The 18,484-nt window shown below is 32.5% G+C and carries 22 protein-coding genes; 18 read left to right on the forward strand and 4 right to left on the reverse strand.

Annotated features, from left to right (window positions below; genetic code table 11):
• Positions 1-243: 243 nt before the first annotated feature.
• The 4 genes from mnmA (at position 244) to RCH19_RS08015 (ending at position 4,499) form a co-directional block, all read left to right on the forward strand.
• Positions 244-1,431: a tRNA 2-thiouridine(34) synthase MnmA gene (mnmA, locus tag RCH19_RS08000; RefSeq protein ID WP_343022783.1), complete on the forward strand. Its 1,188-nt coding sequence runs from the start codon at positions 244-246 to the stop codon at positions 1,429-1,431.
• 80 nt (positions 1,432-1,511) lie between these two features.
• On the forward strand, positions 1,512-3,125 hold the full coding sequence (locus RCH19_RS08005; protein ID WP_343022784.1) for a S8 family serine peptidase: 1,614 nt from the start codon (positions 1,512-1,514) through the stop codon (positions 3,123-3,125).
• 15 nt (positions 3,126-3,140) lie between these two features.
• Positions 3,141-4,085, forward strand: a complete 945-nt coding sequence (locus tag RCH19_RS08010; RefSeq protein ID WP_343022785.1) for a nitronate monooxygenase — start codon at positions 3,141-3,143, stop codon at positions 4,083-4,085.
• Between the two features lie 3 nt (positions 4,086-4,088).
• On the forward strand, positions 4,089-4,499 hold the full coding sequence (locus RCH19_RS08015) for a hypothetical protein (protein WP_343022786.1): 411 nt from the start codon (positions 4,089-4,091) through the stop codon (positions 4,497-4,499).
• A gap of 35 nt (positions 4,500-4,534) precedes the next feature.
• On the opposite strand, the gene RCH19_RS08020 is transcribed toward RCH19_RS08015, so the two are convergent.
• The gene (locus RCH19_RS08020; RefSeq protein ID WP_343022787.1) at positions 4,535-4,975 is read right to left on the reverse strand and encodes a DUF4268 domain-containing protein; all 441 of its coding nucleotides are present in this window, start codon (positions 4,973-4,975) and stop codon (positions 4,535-4,537) included.
• A gap of 93 nt (positions 4,976-5,068) precedes the next feature.
• On the opposite strand from RCH19_RS08020, the gene RCH19_RS08025 reads away from it, so the two are divergent.
• The 14 genes from RCH19_RS08025 (at position 5,069) to RCH19_RS08090 (ending at position 15,617) form a co-directional block, all read left to right on the forward strand.
• Positions 5,069-5,725 (forward strand): CoA pyrophosphatase, encoded by a 657-nt coding sequence (locus RCH19_RS08025; RefSeq protein WP_343022788.1) that lies wholly within the window; start codon positions 5,069-5,071, stop codon positions 5,723-5,725.
• 79 nt (positions 5,726-5,804) lie between these two features.
• Positions 5,805-6,614, forward strand: coding sequence for a lysophospholipid acyltransferase family protein (locus RCH19_RS08030; RefSeq protein WP_343022789.1), 810 nt, complete (start codon positions 5,805-5,807; stop codon positions 6,612-6,614).
• A gap of 71 nt (positions 6,615-6,685) precedes the next feature.
• Positions 6,686-7,879 (forward strand): glycosyltransferase family 2 protein, encoded by a 1,194-nt coding sequence (locus RCH19_RS08035; RefSeq protein WP_343022790.1) that lies wholly within the window; start codon positions 6,686-6,688, stop codon positions 7,877-7,879.
• 84 nt (positions 7,880-7,963) lie between these two features.
• Positions 7,964-9,265, forward strand: coding sequence for a dihydrolipoamide acetyltransferase family protein (locus RCH19_RS08040; protein WP_343022791.1), 1,302 nt, complete (start codon positions 7,964-7,966; stop codon positions 9,263-9,265).
• 146 nt (positions 9,266-9,411) lie between these two features.
• A complete protein-coding gene (locus RCH19_RS08045) occupies positions 9,412-10,182 on the forward strand; it encodes a 3'-5' exonuclease (RefSeq protein WP_343022792.1) in 771 nt (256 codons plus the stop codon).
• Positions 10,183-10,213: 31 nt separating this feature from the next.
• Positions 10,214-10,825 (forward strand): fumarylacetoacetate hydrolase family protein, encoded by a 612-nt coding sequence (locus RCH19_RS08050; protein WP_121924303.1) that lies wholly within the window; start codon positions 10,214-10,216, stop codon positions 10,823-10,825.
• The gene (locus tag RCH19_RS08055; protein ID WP_121924304.1) at positions 10,825-11,169 is read left to right on the forward strand and encodes an Hpt domain-containing protein; all 345 of its coding nucleotides are present in this window, start codon (positions 10,825-10,827) and stop codon (positions 11,167-11,169) included. Before RCH19_RS08050 ends, RCH19_RS08055 begins: the two co-directional genes overlap by 1 nt.
• A 204-nt stretch (positions 11,170-11,373) precedes the next feature.
• The gene (locus tag RCH19_RS08060; protein ID WP_343022793.1) at positions 11,374-12,627 is read left to right on the forward strand and encodes a CinA family nicotinamide mononucleotide deamidase-related protein; all 1,254 of its coding nucleotides are present in this window, start codon (positions 11,374-11,376) and stop codon (positions 12,625-12,627) included.
• 72 nt (positions 12,628-12,699) lie between these two features.
• Positions 12,700-12,936: a 50S ribosomal protein L28 gene (rpmB, locus tag RCH19_RS08065; protein WP_121924306.1), complete on the forward strand. Its 237-nt coding sequence runs from the start codon at positions 12,700-12,702 to the stop codon at positions 12,934-12,936.
• Positions 12,937-12,963: 27 nt separating this feature from the next.
• Positions 12,964-13,146, forward strand: a complete 183-nt coding sequence (gene rpmG / locus RCH19_RS08070) for a 50S ribosomal protein L33 (protein ID WP_016988713.1) — start codon at positions 12,964-12,966, stop codon at positions 13,144-13,146.
• 77 nt (positions 13,147-13,223) lie between these two features.
• Entirely contained in the window at positions 13,224-13,376 is a 153-nt protein-coding gene (locus RCH19_RS08075; protein WP_121924307.1) for a DUF4295 domain-containing protein, read from the forward strand.
• Positions 13,377-13,497: 121 nt separating this feature from the next.
• A complete protein-coding gene (ftsY, locus tag RCH19_RS08080; protein ID WP_121924308.1) occupies positions 13,498-14,478 on the forward strand; it encodes a signal recognition particle-docking protein FtsY in 981 nt (326 codons plus the stop codon).
• A 421-nt stretch (positions 14,479-14,899) separates the two neighbouring features.
• Positions 14,900-15,340, forward strand: a complete 441-nt coding sequence (locus RCH19_RS08085) for a lipocalin family protein (protein WP_343022794.1) — start codon at positions 14,900-14,902, stop codon at positions 15,338-15,340.
• Positions 15,321-15,617 carry a DUF721 domain-containing protein gene (locus RCH19_RS08090; protein WP_072987101.1) on the forward strand — a complete coding sequence of 99 codons (297 nt, stop codon included), beginning with the start codon at positions 15,321-15,323 and terminating at the stop codon, positions 15,615-15,617. Before RCH19_RS08085 ends, RCH19_RS08090 begins: the two co-directional genes overlap by 20 nt.
• 141 nt (positions 15,618-15,758) lie before the next feature.
• On the opposite strand, the gene RCH19_RS08095 is transcribed toward RCH19_RS08090, so the two are convergent.
• The 3 genes from RCH19_RS08095 to RCH19_RS08105 form a co-directional block, all read right to left on the reverse strand.
• Positions 15,759-16,178, reverse strand: coding sequence for a nucleoside-diphosphate kinase (locus RCH19_RS08095; protein ID WP_121924310.1), 420 nt, complete (start codon positions 16,176-16,178; stop codon positions 15,759-15,761).
• A gap of 87 nt (positions 16,179-16,265) precedes the next feature.
• Positions 16,266-17,855 carry a bacillithiol biosynthesis cysteine-adding enzyme BshC gene (gene bshC / locus RCH19_RS08100; RefSeq protein ID WP_343022795.1) on the reverse strand — a complete coding sequence of 530 codons (1,590 nt, stop codon included), beginning with the start codon at positions 17,853-17,855 and terminating at the stop codon, positions 16,266-16,268.
• Between the two features lie 383 nt (positions 17,856-18,238).
• The coding region (locus tag RCH19_RS08105; protein WP_343022796.1) for a transposase at positions 18,239-18,484 on the reverse strand (246 nt) is incomplete at its 5' end.

The raw sequence follows: 18,484 nt of genomic DNA on the forward strand, positions 1-18,484 counted from the left end.
TTGGAGTAAATAAGTATGACTTTTATCATATTTATTCATAATTTTCTTTTGAAAAAACACTTTTAAAAACACTATTTAATATTCATTTTAGTAAATAAAATAGAGCTGCGATAATAAATTTCTACTATGAATTATAAGTGATTGAAACGAAGAACAAAAAGAGTATTCGGCTTTAAAACTGCTTCATTTTCTATTTTAAATATTTGTAACTTTGTAATCTTAATAAATTATAATTTTTTGAAGATGAAGCGTGTTGTTGTAGGACTTTCAGGAGGAGTAGATTCAAGTGTTGCCGCTTATTTATTGCAGAAACAAGGGTATGAAGTTATTGGACTTTTTATGAAGAATTGGCATGACGATTCTGTTACAATATCAAATGAATGTCCATGGTTAGAAGATAGTAATGATGCGTTGTTAGTAGCAGAAAAATTAGGTATTCCTTTTCAAACTGTCGATTTAAGTGAGCAGTATAAAGAGAAAATAGTGGACTATATGTTCAATGAATATGAGAAAGGAAGAACCCCTAATCCAGATGTTCTTTGTAATCGCGAGATAAAATTTGATGTATTCATGAAAATCGCTTTAAGTTTAGGAGCTGATTACGTGGCTACTGGACACTATTGTAGAAAGACTGAAATTGAAGTAAATGATGAAGTGGTTTATCAGCTAAAAGCTGGTGCTGATGGCAATAAAGATCAGTCTTATTTTTTATGTCAATTGTCGCAAGAACAGTTAGCAAAGTCGCTTTTCCCTATTGGAGAATTGACAAAACCTGAAGTGCGAGAAATCGCGGCCGAAATGGATTTGATCACTGCTGAAAAGAAAGATTCGCAAGGTTTATGTTTCATTGGTAAAGTGCGCTTACCAGAATTTTTACAACAAAAATTACAACCTAAAGAAGGCGTTATTATCCAAATTGATAAAAACGATTCTATATACAACATTGATAAGAAAGATGACTTAAGTTTAGAAGAAGAGTTGAAATTAGCTTCTAAAAAACTTGCTTACACTCCGCAAATGGGTAAAGTAGTGGGAAAACATCAAGGCGCACATTATTTTACTATTGGTCAGCGTAAAGGTTTGAACGTAGGAGGCACAACAGATCCTTTGTTTATAATTGCAACCAATGTAGAAACCAATACTATTTATACTGGATTGACAAGTTCTCACCCTGGATTATTCAAAAAAGCGTTGCGTATCGAAAAAGATGAGGTTCATTGGATTCGCAAGGATTTGGCTTTAGCCAACGGTGAAAGTAAAGATTTTATGGTTAGAATAAGATACAGACAGCCGTTACAAAAAGCTACTTTACATCAGTTTGAAAAAGAAATGTATATCTCATTTGATGAGCCACAATCAGCGATAACTGAAGGACAATTTGCGGCTTGGTATTCAGCTGATGAATTAGTTGGTTCTGGAGTGATTTCGTAAATTTAAAATTTTAAGAAGTTGAAAATTACTAGCGTCAATACAAAGATTTAATAATGCAGTAGCAGCGAAACGAAGAATTTATGAGAAAATTTTATCTGTTTATTTTTTTTATTTTTAGTACATTTTCTTTTGCGCAACAAGATGCTTGGGTATATTTTAATGATAAACCTAGTTCTCAACTTTATTTAGATTCTCCGCTACAAATGCTTTCGCAAAGAGCATTAGATAGAAGAACGAATCAAAGTATTGCGCTAGACAATAAAGATGTTCCGGTTGAAACTTCATACGTTAACCAAATTAAAGCTACATATGGAATTTCTGTTTTGGCGACATCTAAGTGGCTAAATGCAATTCACGTTCGGGGGTCACAAAACGCAATCAATAATTTATCGATGCTACCATTTGTCAATAAAATTGATTTTGCTGATCGAACTTTAAATCAAGCAGGAAAAATTGCAAAAGCAGCGAAGGTAAAACAAGAAAATAAGACCAAAAAAACTAAAATCAATTATGCTTATGGCTCTTCGTCAAACCAAATTGTAATGTTAAATGGTCAAGCTTTACATCAAGCAAATCATACCGGAGATGGTAAAATAATTGCGATTATGGATGCGGGATATCCTGGAGTAAATACTGCACCACCTTTTGCTAAACTAAGAGATAATAATAAAATTTTAGGAGGCTATAATTTTGTAGCTAGAAATTCTAATATTTATTCTGGAAATTCACATGGAACTTCAGTGTTATCTACTATGGGCGGTTATAAGGAAAATTCATTAATTGGAACAGCTCCAGATGCTTCCTATTATTTATTTATCACTGAAGATAATAATGCTGAAAATCCTGTCGAAGAATCCTTTTGGGTTGAAGCGGCCGAAAAAGCAGATAGTTTAGGTGTAGATATTATCAATACCTCACTTGGTTATTTTGATTTTGATAATAAAGCATACGACCATACCTATGCAGATATGAATGGGAATACGACATTTATGAGTCGTGGAGCTGAGATTGCTTTTAGTAGAGGAATGATAGTTGTATCATCCGCGGGTAATTCTGGAGGCACTTCCAATCCATATATTAGTGCACCAGCTGACGCAGTTTCTGTAATTTCTGTTGGCGCTGTGAATGCTTCAAAAAGTAGAGTTTCGTTTAGTTCAATAGGGCCTTCTTCTGATAGCAGAATAAAACCAGATGTAATGGCTCAAGGTAAAAGTGCTGTTATTTCAGATGCGAATGGTAATATAGTTACAGCAGATGGAACTTCTTTTTCTGGTCCGATAATGGCTGGAATGGTAGCGTGCTTATGGCAAGCGTTCCCTCAAAAAACGAATCAGGAAATTAGAAATTTAATTCTCCAGTCTTCAGATAATTTCTTGACACCTAACAATACTTATGGATACGGAATTCCTGATTTCGGACTCGCTCTTGGAAATCAATTGTCTGCAGAATCTTTTTCGAAAGATGATTTTATAATATATCCCAATCCTACTTCTGACATTATTATGGTGTCTTTACCTTCAAAGTTTGAATACGGTACACTGTCAATTTATTCGCTTATTGGACAGAAAATTTTAGAACAAAAAGTAACTCCAGCATCAACCTCGATTTCGATAAAAGCATTGGAAAAAGGAATGTATCTTTATAAAATGGAGTCGAAGTCGTTTTCGAAATCAGGAAAAATAATAAAAGAATAGTAGCATTTATAGATAATGAATAAAATAACCGAACTTTTTAAAATTCAATACCCAATTATTCAAGGAGGAATGATTTGGAACAGCGGATATAAATTAGCAAGTGCAGTAAGTAATGCTGGCGGGCTTGGTTTAATTGGCGCTGGTTCCATGTATCCAGAAGTTTTAAGAGAACACATTCAAAAATGTAAAAAAGCAACTTCAAAACCTTTTGGTGTAAACGTTCCAATGTTGTACCCCAATATTGAAGAAATAATGAAAATTATTGTAGAGGAAGGTGTTAAGATTGTATTTACTTCTGCGGGTAATCCTAAAACGTGGACCTCTTTCTTAAAAGAAAACGGAATCACTGTTGTACACGTTGTTAGTAGTTCAGTATTTGCATTAAAAGCACAAGATGCGGGTGTAGACGCGATTGTGGCTGAAGGATTTGAAGCAGGCGGACACAATGGGATAGAGGAAACAACTACACTTACTCTAATTCCTATGGTGAAAGAAAAGATCAGCATTCCATTGATTGCTGCAGGAGGAATTGCTACAGGAAGAGGAATGCTAGCAGTTATGACGCTTGGTGCTGATGGAGTGCAAGTAGGAAGTAGATTTGCTGCATCAGAAGAATCATCTTCGCATGCTAATTTTAAAGAGACGATTTTAAATGTAAATGAAGGAGGAACGCAATTGACCTTAAAAGAATTAGCACCAGTTCGTTTAATTAAAAATAAATTCTACCACGATGTGCAAAATTTATATGAAAAAGGTCCAACGAAGGAGGAATTGATAACATTGCTAGGACGTGCACGAGCAAAACGAGGAATGTTTGAAGGTGATTTAATTGAAGGTGAATTAGAAATAGGCCAAATAGCTGGTATCATCAAGGATATAAAACCTGCTGCTCAAATCATTGAAGAGATGATTTTAGATTTTGAAGAAGCGAGAATTGAAGTGAATAATTTTCAATTTTAAAACATGAAAACAGCAAAAATATTTATTGTACTTCTTTTTATGCTCTTTGCGATTCAACAATCCTATGCGCAAACCTATAAGTTTAAGACTACTGGATTTAGCGTTGTGGAGAAAAACGATAAAGGAAAGTGGGGAAAATGGTCTGAGCTAAATCCTGTGAGTATTTTAGTGACTCTAGATACTAAGAAAAGTAGAATAGTAGTTTATTCTCAAATCATACAGCTGTTTGAAATTGTAGAATATATTCCAATTGAAGAAAATAACACAGATTTAGTCTACTCGTTTACTACTAAAGACAATGAAGGTGTTGATTGCACCGTATCTATTATCACCAGAAAAAAACAAGGAAATAGGAAACAATTATACATCAATTACGGAAATCGAATTATAATGTATCATATTTTTAAAATGTAAATAAGAAGTTGGCTAACAGCGTGCTATTTTTAAATTTAAAACTGCTCAATGTCTTTAATAAAAGAGTCATATTCTAAATAAAACATTTCAATAGCATTCATCTTTTCGTTGTAAAATTCGAAAATCTCGTCCCAATATTTTCTATTGCTAACTCCTACACCAAGTTTTTCAACCCAAATCCTACTGATGTTTTTTCCGCTCTCAAGCGTGTATTGTTTTTCAAAAACTAAGTCCTTAATGAATTCTTCTTCAAGAATATTTTTTAGAGCTTCCAGTTTTTCAAAATAAGCAATTCTTTTTTCATCATTTCTATGCTCAATATCAATTAAAACTTGCGCTTTTTTATTGTCAACATAAAACTTAAAAGAGAAATCTTTAATTTTTGTGTCATACAATATCCATTTACGCGGATATTTTTGCGCAAATTCAACCCAGAATTCACGTTTTAATCTTTGAGTTTCTTCTTTACTGTACATTATAGATGAATTTTTGCTTTAGAAAATTGGTGTAATTATATTTTCTAACTACATTTAGTTTTAAATTTCAATTTGCAAAAATAGACTTTGATTATGGATTTTCAAGAATTTTTACAGTTTGTTCCAAAATTAATTGATGTGCCATTGCCTGCTTTTAATGCACATGTAAAAATGGGACCATTAGAACGGTTACAGCATTTTGAAAATATTGATCACAGCGATAAGAATCCAAAAATGGCGGGTGTGATGATGCTATGTTACCCTAAAAATAATGAAGCGTATTTAGTGCTCATTGTTCGGAATTCATATAAGGGAATCCACTCAGCGCAAATTGCATTTCCAGGTGGAAAGTATGAACAAGAAGATGAAGATTTCTGTTTTACAGCTCTTAGAGAAACACACGAGGAAATTGGAGTAGCTCCTGATAAAATCGAAATTATTATGCCATTTACTAAGCTATATATTACTCCTAGCAATTTTATGGTTCATCCTTTTTTTGGGATAAGTAGAGAAGAACTATCCTTTGTACCTGATCCTAGTGAAGTCTCTGATATCATCGAATTGCCGCTATCTTTATTACTAAATGACGAAACAATTATAAGTACGGATGTTAAGACTTCTTATCTAGGAGACATCAGTATTAATGCTTTCGAAATTGATAAAAAAATCATTTGGGGTGCGACAGCAATGATGCTTAGCGAATTGAAAGATGTTATAAATGAAGTTTTAAATCCTTCCCATAGAATTTAAATTAGTTTAAAAACCATCAAATTGTTCCACTATAATTTTCGTATTATTGTAAATTGAATATTTTAAAATAAATAAATTTATGCGATTGTTTAAGCGAAATCCTTTTGGGCATATACTATTTATAAAGAAGTGGTTAATTAGAATCTTTGGAGGTATTACGCATAAAAGATATAGAGGCTTTAATCAATTACAAATTGAAGGTTCAGAAATTATTAGAGATTTACCTGATACTAATGTGCTTTTTATATCTAATCACCAAACCTATTTTGCCGATGTAGTAGCAATGTTTCATGTATTTAACGCCAGTCTTAGCGGACGAACAGATAATATAAAGAATGTTGGTTATCTATGGCAACCTAAAATGAATATATATTATGTAGCCGCCAAAGAAACGATGCAAGCAGGATTGCTTACTAGAATCATGGCTTACGCAGGAGCGATTTCTGTGGAACGTACCTGGAGAGCGAAAGGAGTAGATGTTCAAGAGAAAAAAGAAATAAATCCTGACGATACTGAAAATATTAAAATCGCATTAAATGATGGTTGGGTAATTACTTTTCCTCAAGGAACTACAAAGTCTTTTAAACCAGTTCGTAAAGGAACGGCTCATATTATAAAACAGCATCGACCTATTGTTGTGCCCATTGTAATTGACGGTTTCCGTCGTTCATTTGATAAAAAGGGTTTACGTATGAAAAAGAAAGGGATACTTCAATCCTTTATAATTAAAGAACCTTTAGATATTGACTACGATAATGATACTATTGATGAAATTGTTGAAAAAGTTGAATACGCAATTGAACAACATTCTTCATTTTTAAAAGTTATACCAGCTGAAATTATCAAAGAGCAGGAAGAATTGAACAAGACGCGACAATGGGAATATTAATATAGTTGGAGTACTAAATTCTTTTTTTACTGATTCATAGCTTTCGTGCTTTATAAATTATTCTTTAATCAATGCAATTATCAGTCATTATTCTTAATTACAACGTGCGTTATTTTCTCGAGCTTTGCGTATTAAGTGTGCAAAATGCGCTTTTAGAAATTGATGGCGAAATCATAGTTGTTGATAATAATTCAGAGGATGATAGTTGCGAAATGATTAGATCTCGTTTTCCAAACGTAACTCTAATTTCAAATGGTGAAAATCTAGGTTTTCCGAAAGGCAATAACATCGGGGTAAGTTATGCTAAAGGCGAATATATTTGTATTCTTAATCCGGACACTGTAGTTGCTGAAGATACTTTTACTAAGATTTTAGCTTTTGCACGCTCGCTTAATTCCTTGCAATCAAAAAAACCAATTGGAATTATAGGCTGTAAGCTAATTGATGGCGCAGGAAAATTTTTGCCTGAAAGTAAACGAGGTCTTCCCACACCTTGGGTTGCCTTTACAAAAATTATGGGTTTATATAAGTTAATTCCAAAATCATCACTATTTGGTAAATATTATGCTGAACATTTAGGTGAAAACGAAACTGGAGAAGTAGATATTTTAGTCGGTGCATTTATGCTAATGAAAAGAGATTTGTATCTGGAAGTTGGAGGCTTTGATGAAAATTGCTTTATGTATTCTGACGATATAGATTTATCGTATGTTGTTTCTAGGACAGGAAAGTCAAATTATTATTTTCACGAGACAACAGTTATTCATTACAAAGGTGAAAGCACTATTAAAGATGGGACGTATATGAAGCGTTTCCAGGAAGCAATGAATTTCTTCTATAAAAAGCATTTTGGTTCTAATGGTTTTACTTCATTACTTTTTTCTGCATTTATGAGAATTGGAATATTACTTTTTTCGTTTTTTAAAATGGTTAGAAGACAAAATAGTTTTGTTACTGAACCCTCATCATATTTGCTTTACTCATCTTCAGAAAAATGGATTGATAAGCTGAGGTCAATTTTGCAAAAAAAAGTATCTTTTTACAATTTAAAAACGGAAAAAGCGGTAATTTCGTCTGCAGGTAAAAGCACAAATAATGTTGAAATTATATTAGATAATGAATTTATATCTTTTAAAGATTGTATTCATTTTCTCGAATCTGCAAGAAATAAAGGCTATACGTTTAAAATTCTACCAAAAAACGCTAATTTCTTAATAGGAAGTAACAATAGTAACGGAAGAGGCGAGATTATTAAAATAGTGTAAAAAAATGCATTTAATGTAATTTATAATTGAAATATTCAGTAATTTCGCAAATTGAAAATCAAAATCACCTTTTAGGTTAATAATATGGCAAGATTTGAATTGAAACTTCCTAAAATGGGAGAAAGTGTCGCAGAAGCAACTATTACAAACTGGTTGAAGCAAGTGGGAGACAAAATTGAAGCGGATGAAGCAGTACTTGAAATTGCAACTGATAAAGTTGACAGTGAAGTGCCAAGTGAAGTTTCAGGAACTTTAGTAGAGCAATTATTCGGTAAGGATGATTTAGTTCAAGTTGGTCAGACAATTGCAATAATTGAGACTGAAGGCGGAGACCTTGTTTCAATTGTAAAAGAAGAAGTAGCATCTGCAGCTATTGCCGAAGTTGAAAAAACGGTAGAAGTTGCTAAAGAGAGCGTTGCTGCTCCTGTTGACTTTTCTGAGTCTGAGAAATTCTTATCCCCATTAGTAAAAAATATTGCTAAGGAAGAAGGAGTTTCTGTTTCAGAATTAGCTGCGATTTCAGGAACTGGAAAAGAAGGAAGAGTTACTAAAAATGATATTTTAGAATACGTAAAAAATAGAACAAGTCAACCAGTAGCTATAGCTCCGATTGCAGCAGTTCAAAAACCAGTTGCAGTTGCAGTTGCTCAAAAAGCAGCTCCAATTTCTGTCAGCGGTGGTGATGAGATTATTGAAATGGACAGAATGCGCAAACTTATTGCGGGTTATATGGTCGCTTCAGTACAAACATCGGCGCACGTTCAATCGTTTATCGAAGTGGATGTGACTAATATTGTAAAATGGAGAGAAAAAAATAAAAATGCTTTCGAAAAGAGAGAAGGGGAGAAATTGACTTACACGCCAATTTTTATGGAAGCAGTGGCTAAAGCGCTGAAAGATTTCCCTGGAATGAATATTTCTGTGGATGGTGATTTTATCATTAAAAAGAAAAACATCAATCTAGGAATGGCAGCATCTTTACCAAATGGTAATTTGATTGTTCCTGTGATTAAGAATGCAGATCAGTTGAATTTAGTTGGGATGGCAAAAGCAGTAAACGACTTAGGAGGCCGCGCCAAAGCAGGAAAACTAAAACCAGACGATACGCAAGGTGGAACGTATACAGTAACTAATGTTGGTACTTTTGGAAGTGTTTTTGGAACGCCAATTTTAAACCAGCCACAAGTGGGGATTTTAGCACTTGGAGCAATCCGTAAAATGCCAGCGGTAATAGAAACTCCTGAAGGAGATTTTATTGGAATCCGTCAAAAAATGTTCTTATCTCACAGTTACGACCATAGAGTTGTAGATGGTGCATTAGGAGGAAGTTTTGTTAAGAGAGTAGCTGAATATCTTGAAGCATTTGATGTGAATAGAGATTTGTAAAAATAAATTTAATTGCAATTTAAACCCGACTCACTTTTAGAATGAGTCGGGTTTTTATTTTTCTAGTAATTTTCAAACTTAAAAGGTTAAACTTTTAATGAAATTAATCCCAAATTTCTATATTTGTAATTATACAAAAATTAAAAATGGAACTTAAACTGAGTAAACCAATTTGCTTTTTTGATCTTGAAACGACCGGAATTGACATTGGGAAAGATAGAATTGTAGAAATATCAATATTTAAAGTTTTTCCAAACGGAAATAAAGAAAGTAAGACGTGGTTAGTGAATCCTACGATTCCAATTCCTGCACAGACAACAGCTGTTCACGGTATCACTGATGAAAAAGTAGCAAATGAACCTACTTTTAACGAATTAGCTGCTCAAGTGCATAATATGATTAAAGACAGTGATTTAGCTGGTTTTAATTCGGATCGATTTGATATTCCTTTGTTAGCAGAAGAATTATTGCGCGCTGGAGTTGATTTTGATATGAAAGGAAAAGTTTCAGTGGATGTTCAAACTGTTTTTCATAAAATGGAAGAGCGCACGTTGAGTGCTGCGCTTAAATTTTACTGTGGGAAATCACTTGAAAATGCGCATTCTGCAGAAGCCGATACAATGGCGACTTATGAAATTTTAAAAGCACAACTTGATCGTTATCCAGAATTAGAAAATGATATGAAGTCATTGTCTGAATTTACCACTAGAAAGAAAATTGCTGATTTTGCAGGAATGATAGCTTTTGATAAAGACAACGAGGAAATTTTTACTTTTGGAAAACACAAAGGCGTAAAAGTAGACAAGATATTGGAAATGGAACCAGGCTATTTTAGCTGGATTCAAAATGCTGATTTTCCATTGTACACTAAAAAAGTTTTAACGGCGATCAAGCTTAGAAAACTAAACACTAAATAAAAACTGCGGAATATCTTAATATAAAAACAGGATGAAAATAATCTGTATTGGTAGAAATTACACAAACCATATTGAAGAATTGAAGAACGAAAGGCCTACGGAACCAGTTGTTTTTATGAAGCCAGATTCGGCTATTTTATTAAAGCAACATCCTTTTGTAATTCCAGAATTTTCGGAGGATGTGCATCATGAAATCGAAATTATCGTCAAGATAAGTAAGGTTGGTAAATACATCGAGCCAAAATTCGCTCATAAATATTATGATGAAATTAGCGTAGGAATCGATTTTACAGCACGTGATTTACAAGATAAGTTGAAAGCAAAAGGATTGCCTTGGGAAAAAGCTAAAGCATTTGATGGCTCTGCAGTTATAGGCGAGTTTTTACCTAAAAGTCAGTTTAGTTCGTTAGAAAATATTACTTTTGAGTTAAAGAAAAATAATGAAACCGCTCAAATGGGTGATTCAAGTTTAATGTTATGGAAAATTGACGAACTGATATCATACGTCTCTCAATTTTTTACATTAAAAATTGGTGACGTGATTTTTACAGGAACTCCAGAAGGAGTTGCGTCAGTAAAATCAGAGGATGTTTTAGAAGGATTTTTAGAAGGACAACAACTATTTAGAATACAAGTGAAATAATGGCTATAAATTATAACTTATCAAAAGTGTACGCACTTTCGGACAATGATCCAGAATTTGTAAATGAAATTCTAACTTTGTTTGTAACAGAAGTTCCAGAAGATTTATTACAAATCAAAGAAGGAATAAAAAAGAAAGATCACAAACACGCCTATGCGTATGCACACAAGATAAAACCAACGCTTGATTTGATGGGTTTAAACGTCGCATTTGAAGAAATTCTACAAATCGAAGCTTGGACTAAGTCAGAAGGAAAAAAGAAGGATATCAAAGAAACTTTTAAAAGTGTTAAAACACAAGTAAAAGAAGCCATCAAAGAAATTAAAAAAGATTTCGATTTATAGGGATTGGGCGTGACCATTTTTTAACTCTCGAGCGATCGAGACATTGCAATCGGTCGTTCTATTCATTGCAATCCACACCCAAAAGCTTGGGGTTTTCTCCCGAAGTTTCGGGATCATCGCTCACGCAAAAAGAGAAATGTGCTATGAAGTGCATTTCTCTTTTTGATTAAATTAGTTTCGAAAAAAAACTTAGAATTAAAAAAAATGAAAGCAACTATAGTTACCATTGGAGACGAAATTTTAATAGGCCAAATTGTTGATACCAATTCTGGTTTTATAGCAAAGTCGCTGGATAAAATAGGCGTTGAAATAAATGAAATGATATCTATTAGCGATGACAAAAACCATATTTTAGATACTTTTGCAAGGCTTCAAAATGAAGTAGATTTAGTTATTATTACGGGAGGTTTAGGGCCAACAAAAGATGATGTAACTAAAAAAACATTTTGTGATTACTTCGAAGATGAACTAATTGTAAATCAGAAAGTCTTAGCACACGTCACTGAAATAATTGAAGGATTTTACAAGCGTAAAATCACTCAAATGAACAAAGATCAGGCGCTCGTTCCATCAAAATGTACAGTGCTTCACAATAAAGTGGGAACTGCGCCAGGAATGTGGATGAAAAAAGAAAACACAGTATTTATTTCGCTTCCCGGTGTGCCTTTCGAAATGAAATATTTGGTTGAAAATGAAATTGTTCCAAAGGTAGTTCAGGAGTATAAAAGACCGTACATTATTCATAGAACAATTTTAACATATGGTCAAGGAGAAAGCATGGTTGCTGAGCGAATCGAGGATTGGGAAAACAATCTCCCAGATTATATAAAGTTAGCATATCTACCTGCTTTAGGGCGAGTTCGTTTGCGTCTATCAGCGCGCGGAACAGATAAAGAGCTGCTTGATGCGACTCTTGAAGAAAAAATTAAATCGCTTGACGCTATTATTCATGATATCATCGTTGGATTTGATGAGGATGATACGATTGAAGTAGTTGTTGGTAAAATTTTAGCAAAGCAAAATAAATCCTTAGCAACTGCAGAAAGTTGTACAGGAGGAAAAATAGCGGAGGTTTTAACGGCTGTTTCAGGATCTTCTCGATATTTTAAAGGTGGAGTAGTTTCGTACGCGACAGAGGCTAAAATTAATGTTTTAGGTATTTCTAAAGATTTAATTGACGAATTTTCTGTGGTAAGTAGTGAAGTTGTTTCTGCAATGGCTTTGAGTATTAAGAAGATGATGAATAGCGATTATGCGATTGCGACAACTGGAAATGCAGGACCGTTAAAAGGCGATTCTGATGCAGAACTTGGGACAGTTTTCATCGCACTGGCGACGCCAACGGATATTATTGTCGAAGAATTTAATTTTGGCCAACCACGTGAAAAAGTGATAGATAGGGCTGTAATCAAAAGTTTAGAGCTGTTGAAAAAAGAAATTTTAAAAAATGTGCAATAATATTGTTGGTTAATAGGTTTATTTTTCTTTTCTTTGCACCCTGATTTTGAATAACGATAAAAGATAAGTATAATGTCAAGAGTTTGTGACCTTACAGGTAAAAGAGCTATGGTGGGAAATAATGTTTCTCACGCAATGAACAAAACTAAAAGAAAGTTTTCTGTAAACTTACTTAAAAAACGTTTTTATCTTCCAGAAGAAGATAGATGGATTACTCTTAGAGTAGCAGCATCTACGATAAAAACAATTAATAAAAATGGAATTTCTGCAGTTTTGAAAAAAGCGCAGTCAGAAGGATTTATTAAATAATCACTTCCACAGAAAAAAAAGAGCAAGATGGCAAAGAAAGGTAATAGAATCCAGGTAATTTTAGAATGTACTGAGCACAAGACTTCGGGTGTTGCAGGTACTTCAAGATACATCACTACTAAGAACAAAAAAAACACACCAGATAGATTGGAGATTAAGAAATTTAATCCAGTATTGAAGCGTGTAACAGTTCACAAAGAAATTAAATAATAATTAGAAATTTGAACGAAGTCTAAAAGTGGTAGCATTTTTAGAGTTTATAAAAATTTTAAATACACATTTGAATCATGGCAAAGAAAACCGTAGCATCGTTACAAACAGCTTCAAAGAGATTATCAAAAGCCATTAAAATGGTGAAATCTCCTAAAACAGGTGCATATACATTCGTAGAATCTATTATGTCTCCAGAATCAGTTGATGAATTCTTGAAAAAGAAATAATATTCAATTAGCACTATATAGAAAAGCTACTTTCATTCGGAAGTAGCTTTTTTATTTTCTATATTTACACTTAGAAAACGTATTTATTCTTTGGAATCAAATACTTAATACTATTTACACAATGAGTTTTTTTAAAAGAATATTTTCTTCAGAAAAAAAGGAGCAGAGCTTTACCGATGAAGCGAAGCAAACTTTAGACAAAGGTTTAGAAAAATCTAAAACAACTTTCTTTTCAAAGTTGTCAAAGGCTATTGCTGGTAAATCTAAAGTTGATGATGATGTTTTAGATAATCTAGAGGAAATCCTTGTCGCTTCGGATGTGGGTGTAAATACAACCTTAAAAATTATTACTCGAATTGAAAGTCGGGTAGCTGAAGATAAATATTTAGGGATAGATGAACTTAATCAAATCCTTAGAGAAGAAATAGCGAGCTTATTATCTGAAACAAACTCTGGTGAAGCAACTGAATTTTTAATTCCTACACAAACTAAACCTTACGTTTTAATGGTTGTGGGTGTAAATGGAGTTGGTAAAACTACTACAATAGGAAAATTAGCTTATCAATTTAAAAAATCAGGTTATAATGTAGTTCTTGGCGCAGCAGATACTTTTAGAGCAGCAGCTATTGATCAATTGCAGATCTGGGCGGATAGAGTAGGAGTTCCAATAGTAAGACAGAATATGGGAAGTGACCCAGCTTCTGTGGCTTTTGATACGTTGCAATCTGCCGTAGCTCAAGATGCTGATATTGTTATAATTGATACTGCAGGACGTTTACATAACAAAGTTAATTTAATGAATGAATTAACGAAGGTAAAGCGTGTAATGCAAAAAGTAGTTGGTGATGCACCTCACGATGTATTATTAGTTTTAGATGGCTCAACGGGCCAAAACGCATTCGAACAAGCGAAACAATTTACAGCAGCTACTGAAGTGACTTGTTTGGCAGTTACAAAATTGGATGGAACTGCAAAAGGTGGTGTCGTTATCGGTATCTCTGATCAATTTCAAATCCCAGTAAGGTACATAGGTGTAGGTGAGGGGATTGAAGACTTGCAGGTTTTTAATAAGTATGAGTTTGTAGATTCATTCTTTAAATAGGTTTATTTATGAATTTTGATTCTTTTAAAAATATACCCACGATGTACCTTTATTTTGGGAGTGTAATTTGTTTTGTGTTAGCAAGTTCAAATAAGGATACGAATGTTAATCTGTATTATTTATTGATGGTTATTGGAGTATTACTTTTTGTTTTTGGTTTATTTAAAAGATCTCGGAAACAATAATAAGTATAAATTTATAAAGAAAGAAAAACACATTTGAACAAATTTCAAATGTGTTTTTTTGTTTACAGTTATTAAGTTTAACTTTGTCGTTAGTGTGAGAATATAACTTTACTTTCTTGCCATCAGACTTTCTCTTATTTGAATCTTAATCCCATGTAGTAATGAAAGAGTATACAATTTAAGACAAATAATTAGAATTTTAAAAACAGAACTTACTATTAAAAAACATTAATTTTATGAAAAAGACATTTGCAATTTTATTTATTTCGGTGTTATTTATTTGCTGTAAGCAAAAGATAAACCCTACCGATATCGCTAAAATAAATGGTTATTGGGAAATTGAAAAAGTTACATTTGATAAAGGAGACGATAAAGATTATAAGATCAATGAAAGTTATGATTTCTTTGAAATTAAGGATAATAAAGGGATTCGTAAAAAAGTGATGCCTCAATTAGACGGTACTTTTTTAGTAAATGATACTTTTGAAAATGTTGTAGTACGTTTTGCTGATGATAAAGTTTTTTTAGATTATCAAACGGATTACGCAAAATGGACTGAGGAAGTAATTACTTTATCTGCAGAGGAATTAGTGTTGGTAAATATAGAAAAAACAGAATATCATTATAAAAAAGCAACTTCAATAAATTTACTAGGGGATGGCAAAACGACTAAATAATCAAAGTACGATAGGAGATGTTTTAAAACAAATTATCCAAGTGAATAAGTTGCAGCCAGGAATGGATCAAATTGATGTTAAAGATGCTTGGAGAAATTTAATGGGTAACGGAGTTAATAGTTATACTAATAATGTTGTTTTAAAAGGAAGCACTTTGTATGTGGAATTAACTTCGTCAGTTTTAAGAGAGGAACTGAGTCATGGAAAATCTAAGATTGTAGCCATGATAAATGAGGAGTTAAGAAGAGATGTTGTGAAAGATGTAGTGCTGAGATAAAGATTTTTGATTTTAGAACGCAGATTTTTGATTTCAGATTTTGGTAGATATAAAAAATTCCCGTTTCTTTTGGAAACGGGAATTTTTTATATAATGATTTTCAAATCTCAATTCAAAAATTGTTAATCAACAATCTAAAATTTAGAATTGCTCTCTTCCAGCAAAATGGAATGCACCTTCAATAGCTGCATTTTCATCGCTATCAGAACCGTGAACTGCATTTTCTCCAATAGAAGTTGCATAAGCTTTACGGATAGTTCCTTCAGCAGCATCAGCAGGGTTTGTGGCACCAATCAAAGTTCTAAAGTCTTCAACTGCGTTATCTTTTTCTAAAATAGCAGCAACGATCGGTCCTCTTGACATAAATTCAACTAACTCGCCGTAGAAAGGTCTTGCAGCGTGAACTTCGTAAAAAGCTTGTGCATCAGCAATAGTTAATTGAGTTAATTTCAAAGAAACGATTTTGAAACCTGCATTAGTAATCATTGCAAGTATGTTTCCGATGTGTCCGTTTGCAACAGCATCAGGCTTGATCATTGTAAAAGTTCTATTAGTAGCCATTTTATTTTTTGTTTTTTATATTTTGTGCAAAAGTAAACTTTTTTGTTTAATATTTTACAAGTTTTTCTTGAAGTGAATCAATTATATTTAAAATGTAATTACTTCAAATTGATTTTCTAACGGTTTCAATTGTTTGATAATCATTGGAATTAAACTTTCTCCATTTTCTAAATAGAATTCAGAAAAATTTGCTTGACGTTCTTGTAAGCTTTGATTTGGAAATAGATCATTCTGCAAATTTGTTATTCTATCTAAAATATCACTAAGTTTTTTCTTCTGGGCTCGTAATAAACGCTTTTCTAGATTCTCTAATCCTTTGATTTGTTTTGCTTCCTGAGCTTTAACAGCGCCCATGAATGACTCGTCAGTTTTAGTAGCTACTGTATATAGATCTTTAAATTGATCTTTCAATTGGATTTTTAAATTTTCTAAATTGATTGAAAACTCAGTGAGTTGTTTCGTTTTTTTATTAATTAAATCCTCTTGTTTAGAAAATAAGTCATGCCAAGACAATTCAAGTTTATCTGCCTTTCTAACTTGCTTCTCTGTTGCAAGTAGTACAGAGTTTCTAACTAATAGCATTGGGAAAGTTACTTTAGCTGCATCGAAAAATGATTTTAATTCCAGCCAATAAGCAATTTCCCCACCTCCACCAATGTAGCATAAATTAGGTAAAATTACTTCTTGATAAAGTGGTCGCATGATTACATTTGGACTAAATCTTTCAGGATGGCTTTCTAATAATTCTAAAATTTCATTTTCTGTAAATTCAGTTTTAGTATTATTTATTTTATATTTTCCTTCTTCAAATAGAATACGTTCACGCATTTTATCTTCGATAAAAAACAAGTTGATTTCTCTTGGATTAACCTGAACAAAATATTCTTTTAGCTTTTCAGCGGTTTCCAATACTAATTTATGGGAAGATTGTTTTAATAGCTCCTCCTTTGCATATGGAATAAAAGAATGTTTTAAATCAGCATTATCTGCATCGATAATTACTAGGCCGTAGCTTCCAAATAATGAATTGGCTAAATGTCTAGTTGCGTCTGCTAAATTATTATGATTTAAATATGCATCTTTAAACATTTTTTTTATTTCTTGGGCATTTGTACTAGAGCCTAATTCTAGTTCATATACTTTAAAAAATTCATCTAATCCTGCAGTTGATAAGCGACCAACAGGTCCGGTACTTTCTTTGTTCCATCTAAACTTTTTTCCTTTGAAATTAAAGTAATTAATTTCTTCAAAATCATGGTCTTCAGTTGCCATCCAATAAATAGGGACGAAGTTATTAGAAGGATATTTTGATTTTAACTGATTTGTTAAATTTATCGTCGAAATAATCTTGTATAAAAAATAGAGTGGACCACTAAATAAATTTAGTTGATGTCCTGTCGTAACAGTATAAGTATTTTTACTCCTTAAGTTTTCAATGTTTTGTTTTGTTAACGCTGATAGTTCAATCTTTTTATATTGCTCTTCTAATACTGATACTAATGTTTTACGAGAATCGTGATTAAAGTTATCCTGCTTTTCAAGTATTTGCGCTTCGAAGTTTTCCAGGGTTGGAAATCGATTATATAAGGTGTGTAAATTATTTTTTTGATCTAAGTAATCATTCATCAAGGAAGAGAAATATCCTGAATTTTGATAGGTTATACAGTCCGTTGGCATAGTAAATATTATTTGATGCTAAAATAACAAATCTTAAGTTATTATTTTTAGTTTAAGAAACCTTTGTGAAATGTGTAATTCGTTTATTAGCTTTAAGCGTAGCGCTGATTTATAGTTTTTCATGGTCGAAATTTAAGCTTGTTCTTTTAGATTAGTAGTTATTAAACATAAAAAAAGGTTGCCTTTTTAGGAGGGCACTGAAAAACATCGCAAATTTTGATTATCATCGTTTTTTAGACAATAAAAAAACGCTTGTAACAGGAATTATATAATCCGTTGCAAGCGTTTTCCTTTTTAATCTTGATTTTTAATGTTGGTTCAATAAGGCTATTTTGAGTTTAGCTAGAGTCATTTTGAGTAATGCAGCAGTAGCTTTCATTTTTCTACATTAATTTGAGTATTCTTTTTAAGTTGACTGCGAGAATTGCTATTGCACCTTGCATTTGCATATTGGTAATGCCATATGATATTGCTCTATCATAACCATGTACATTTTTCAACTCACTATTTTTGGCTTCTATTTTATATCGATGTTTTGCTTTTTCTTTGTAATAGTCAGTTTCTTGAAAGCTGATTTGTTCTTGGTGTAAGTCCGATTTTATCGATACCGAATATGTTTTTGTTTTGGA

The organism is Flavobacterium sp. PL12, assembly GCF_039123485.1.
GTDB lineage: Bacteria > Bacteroidota > Bacteroidia > Flavobacteriales > Flavobacteriaceae > Flavobacterium > Flavobacterium weaverense.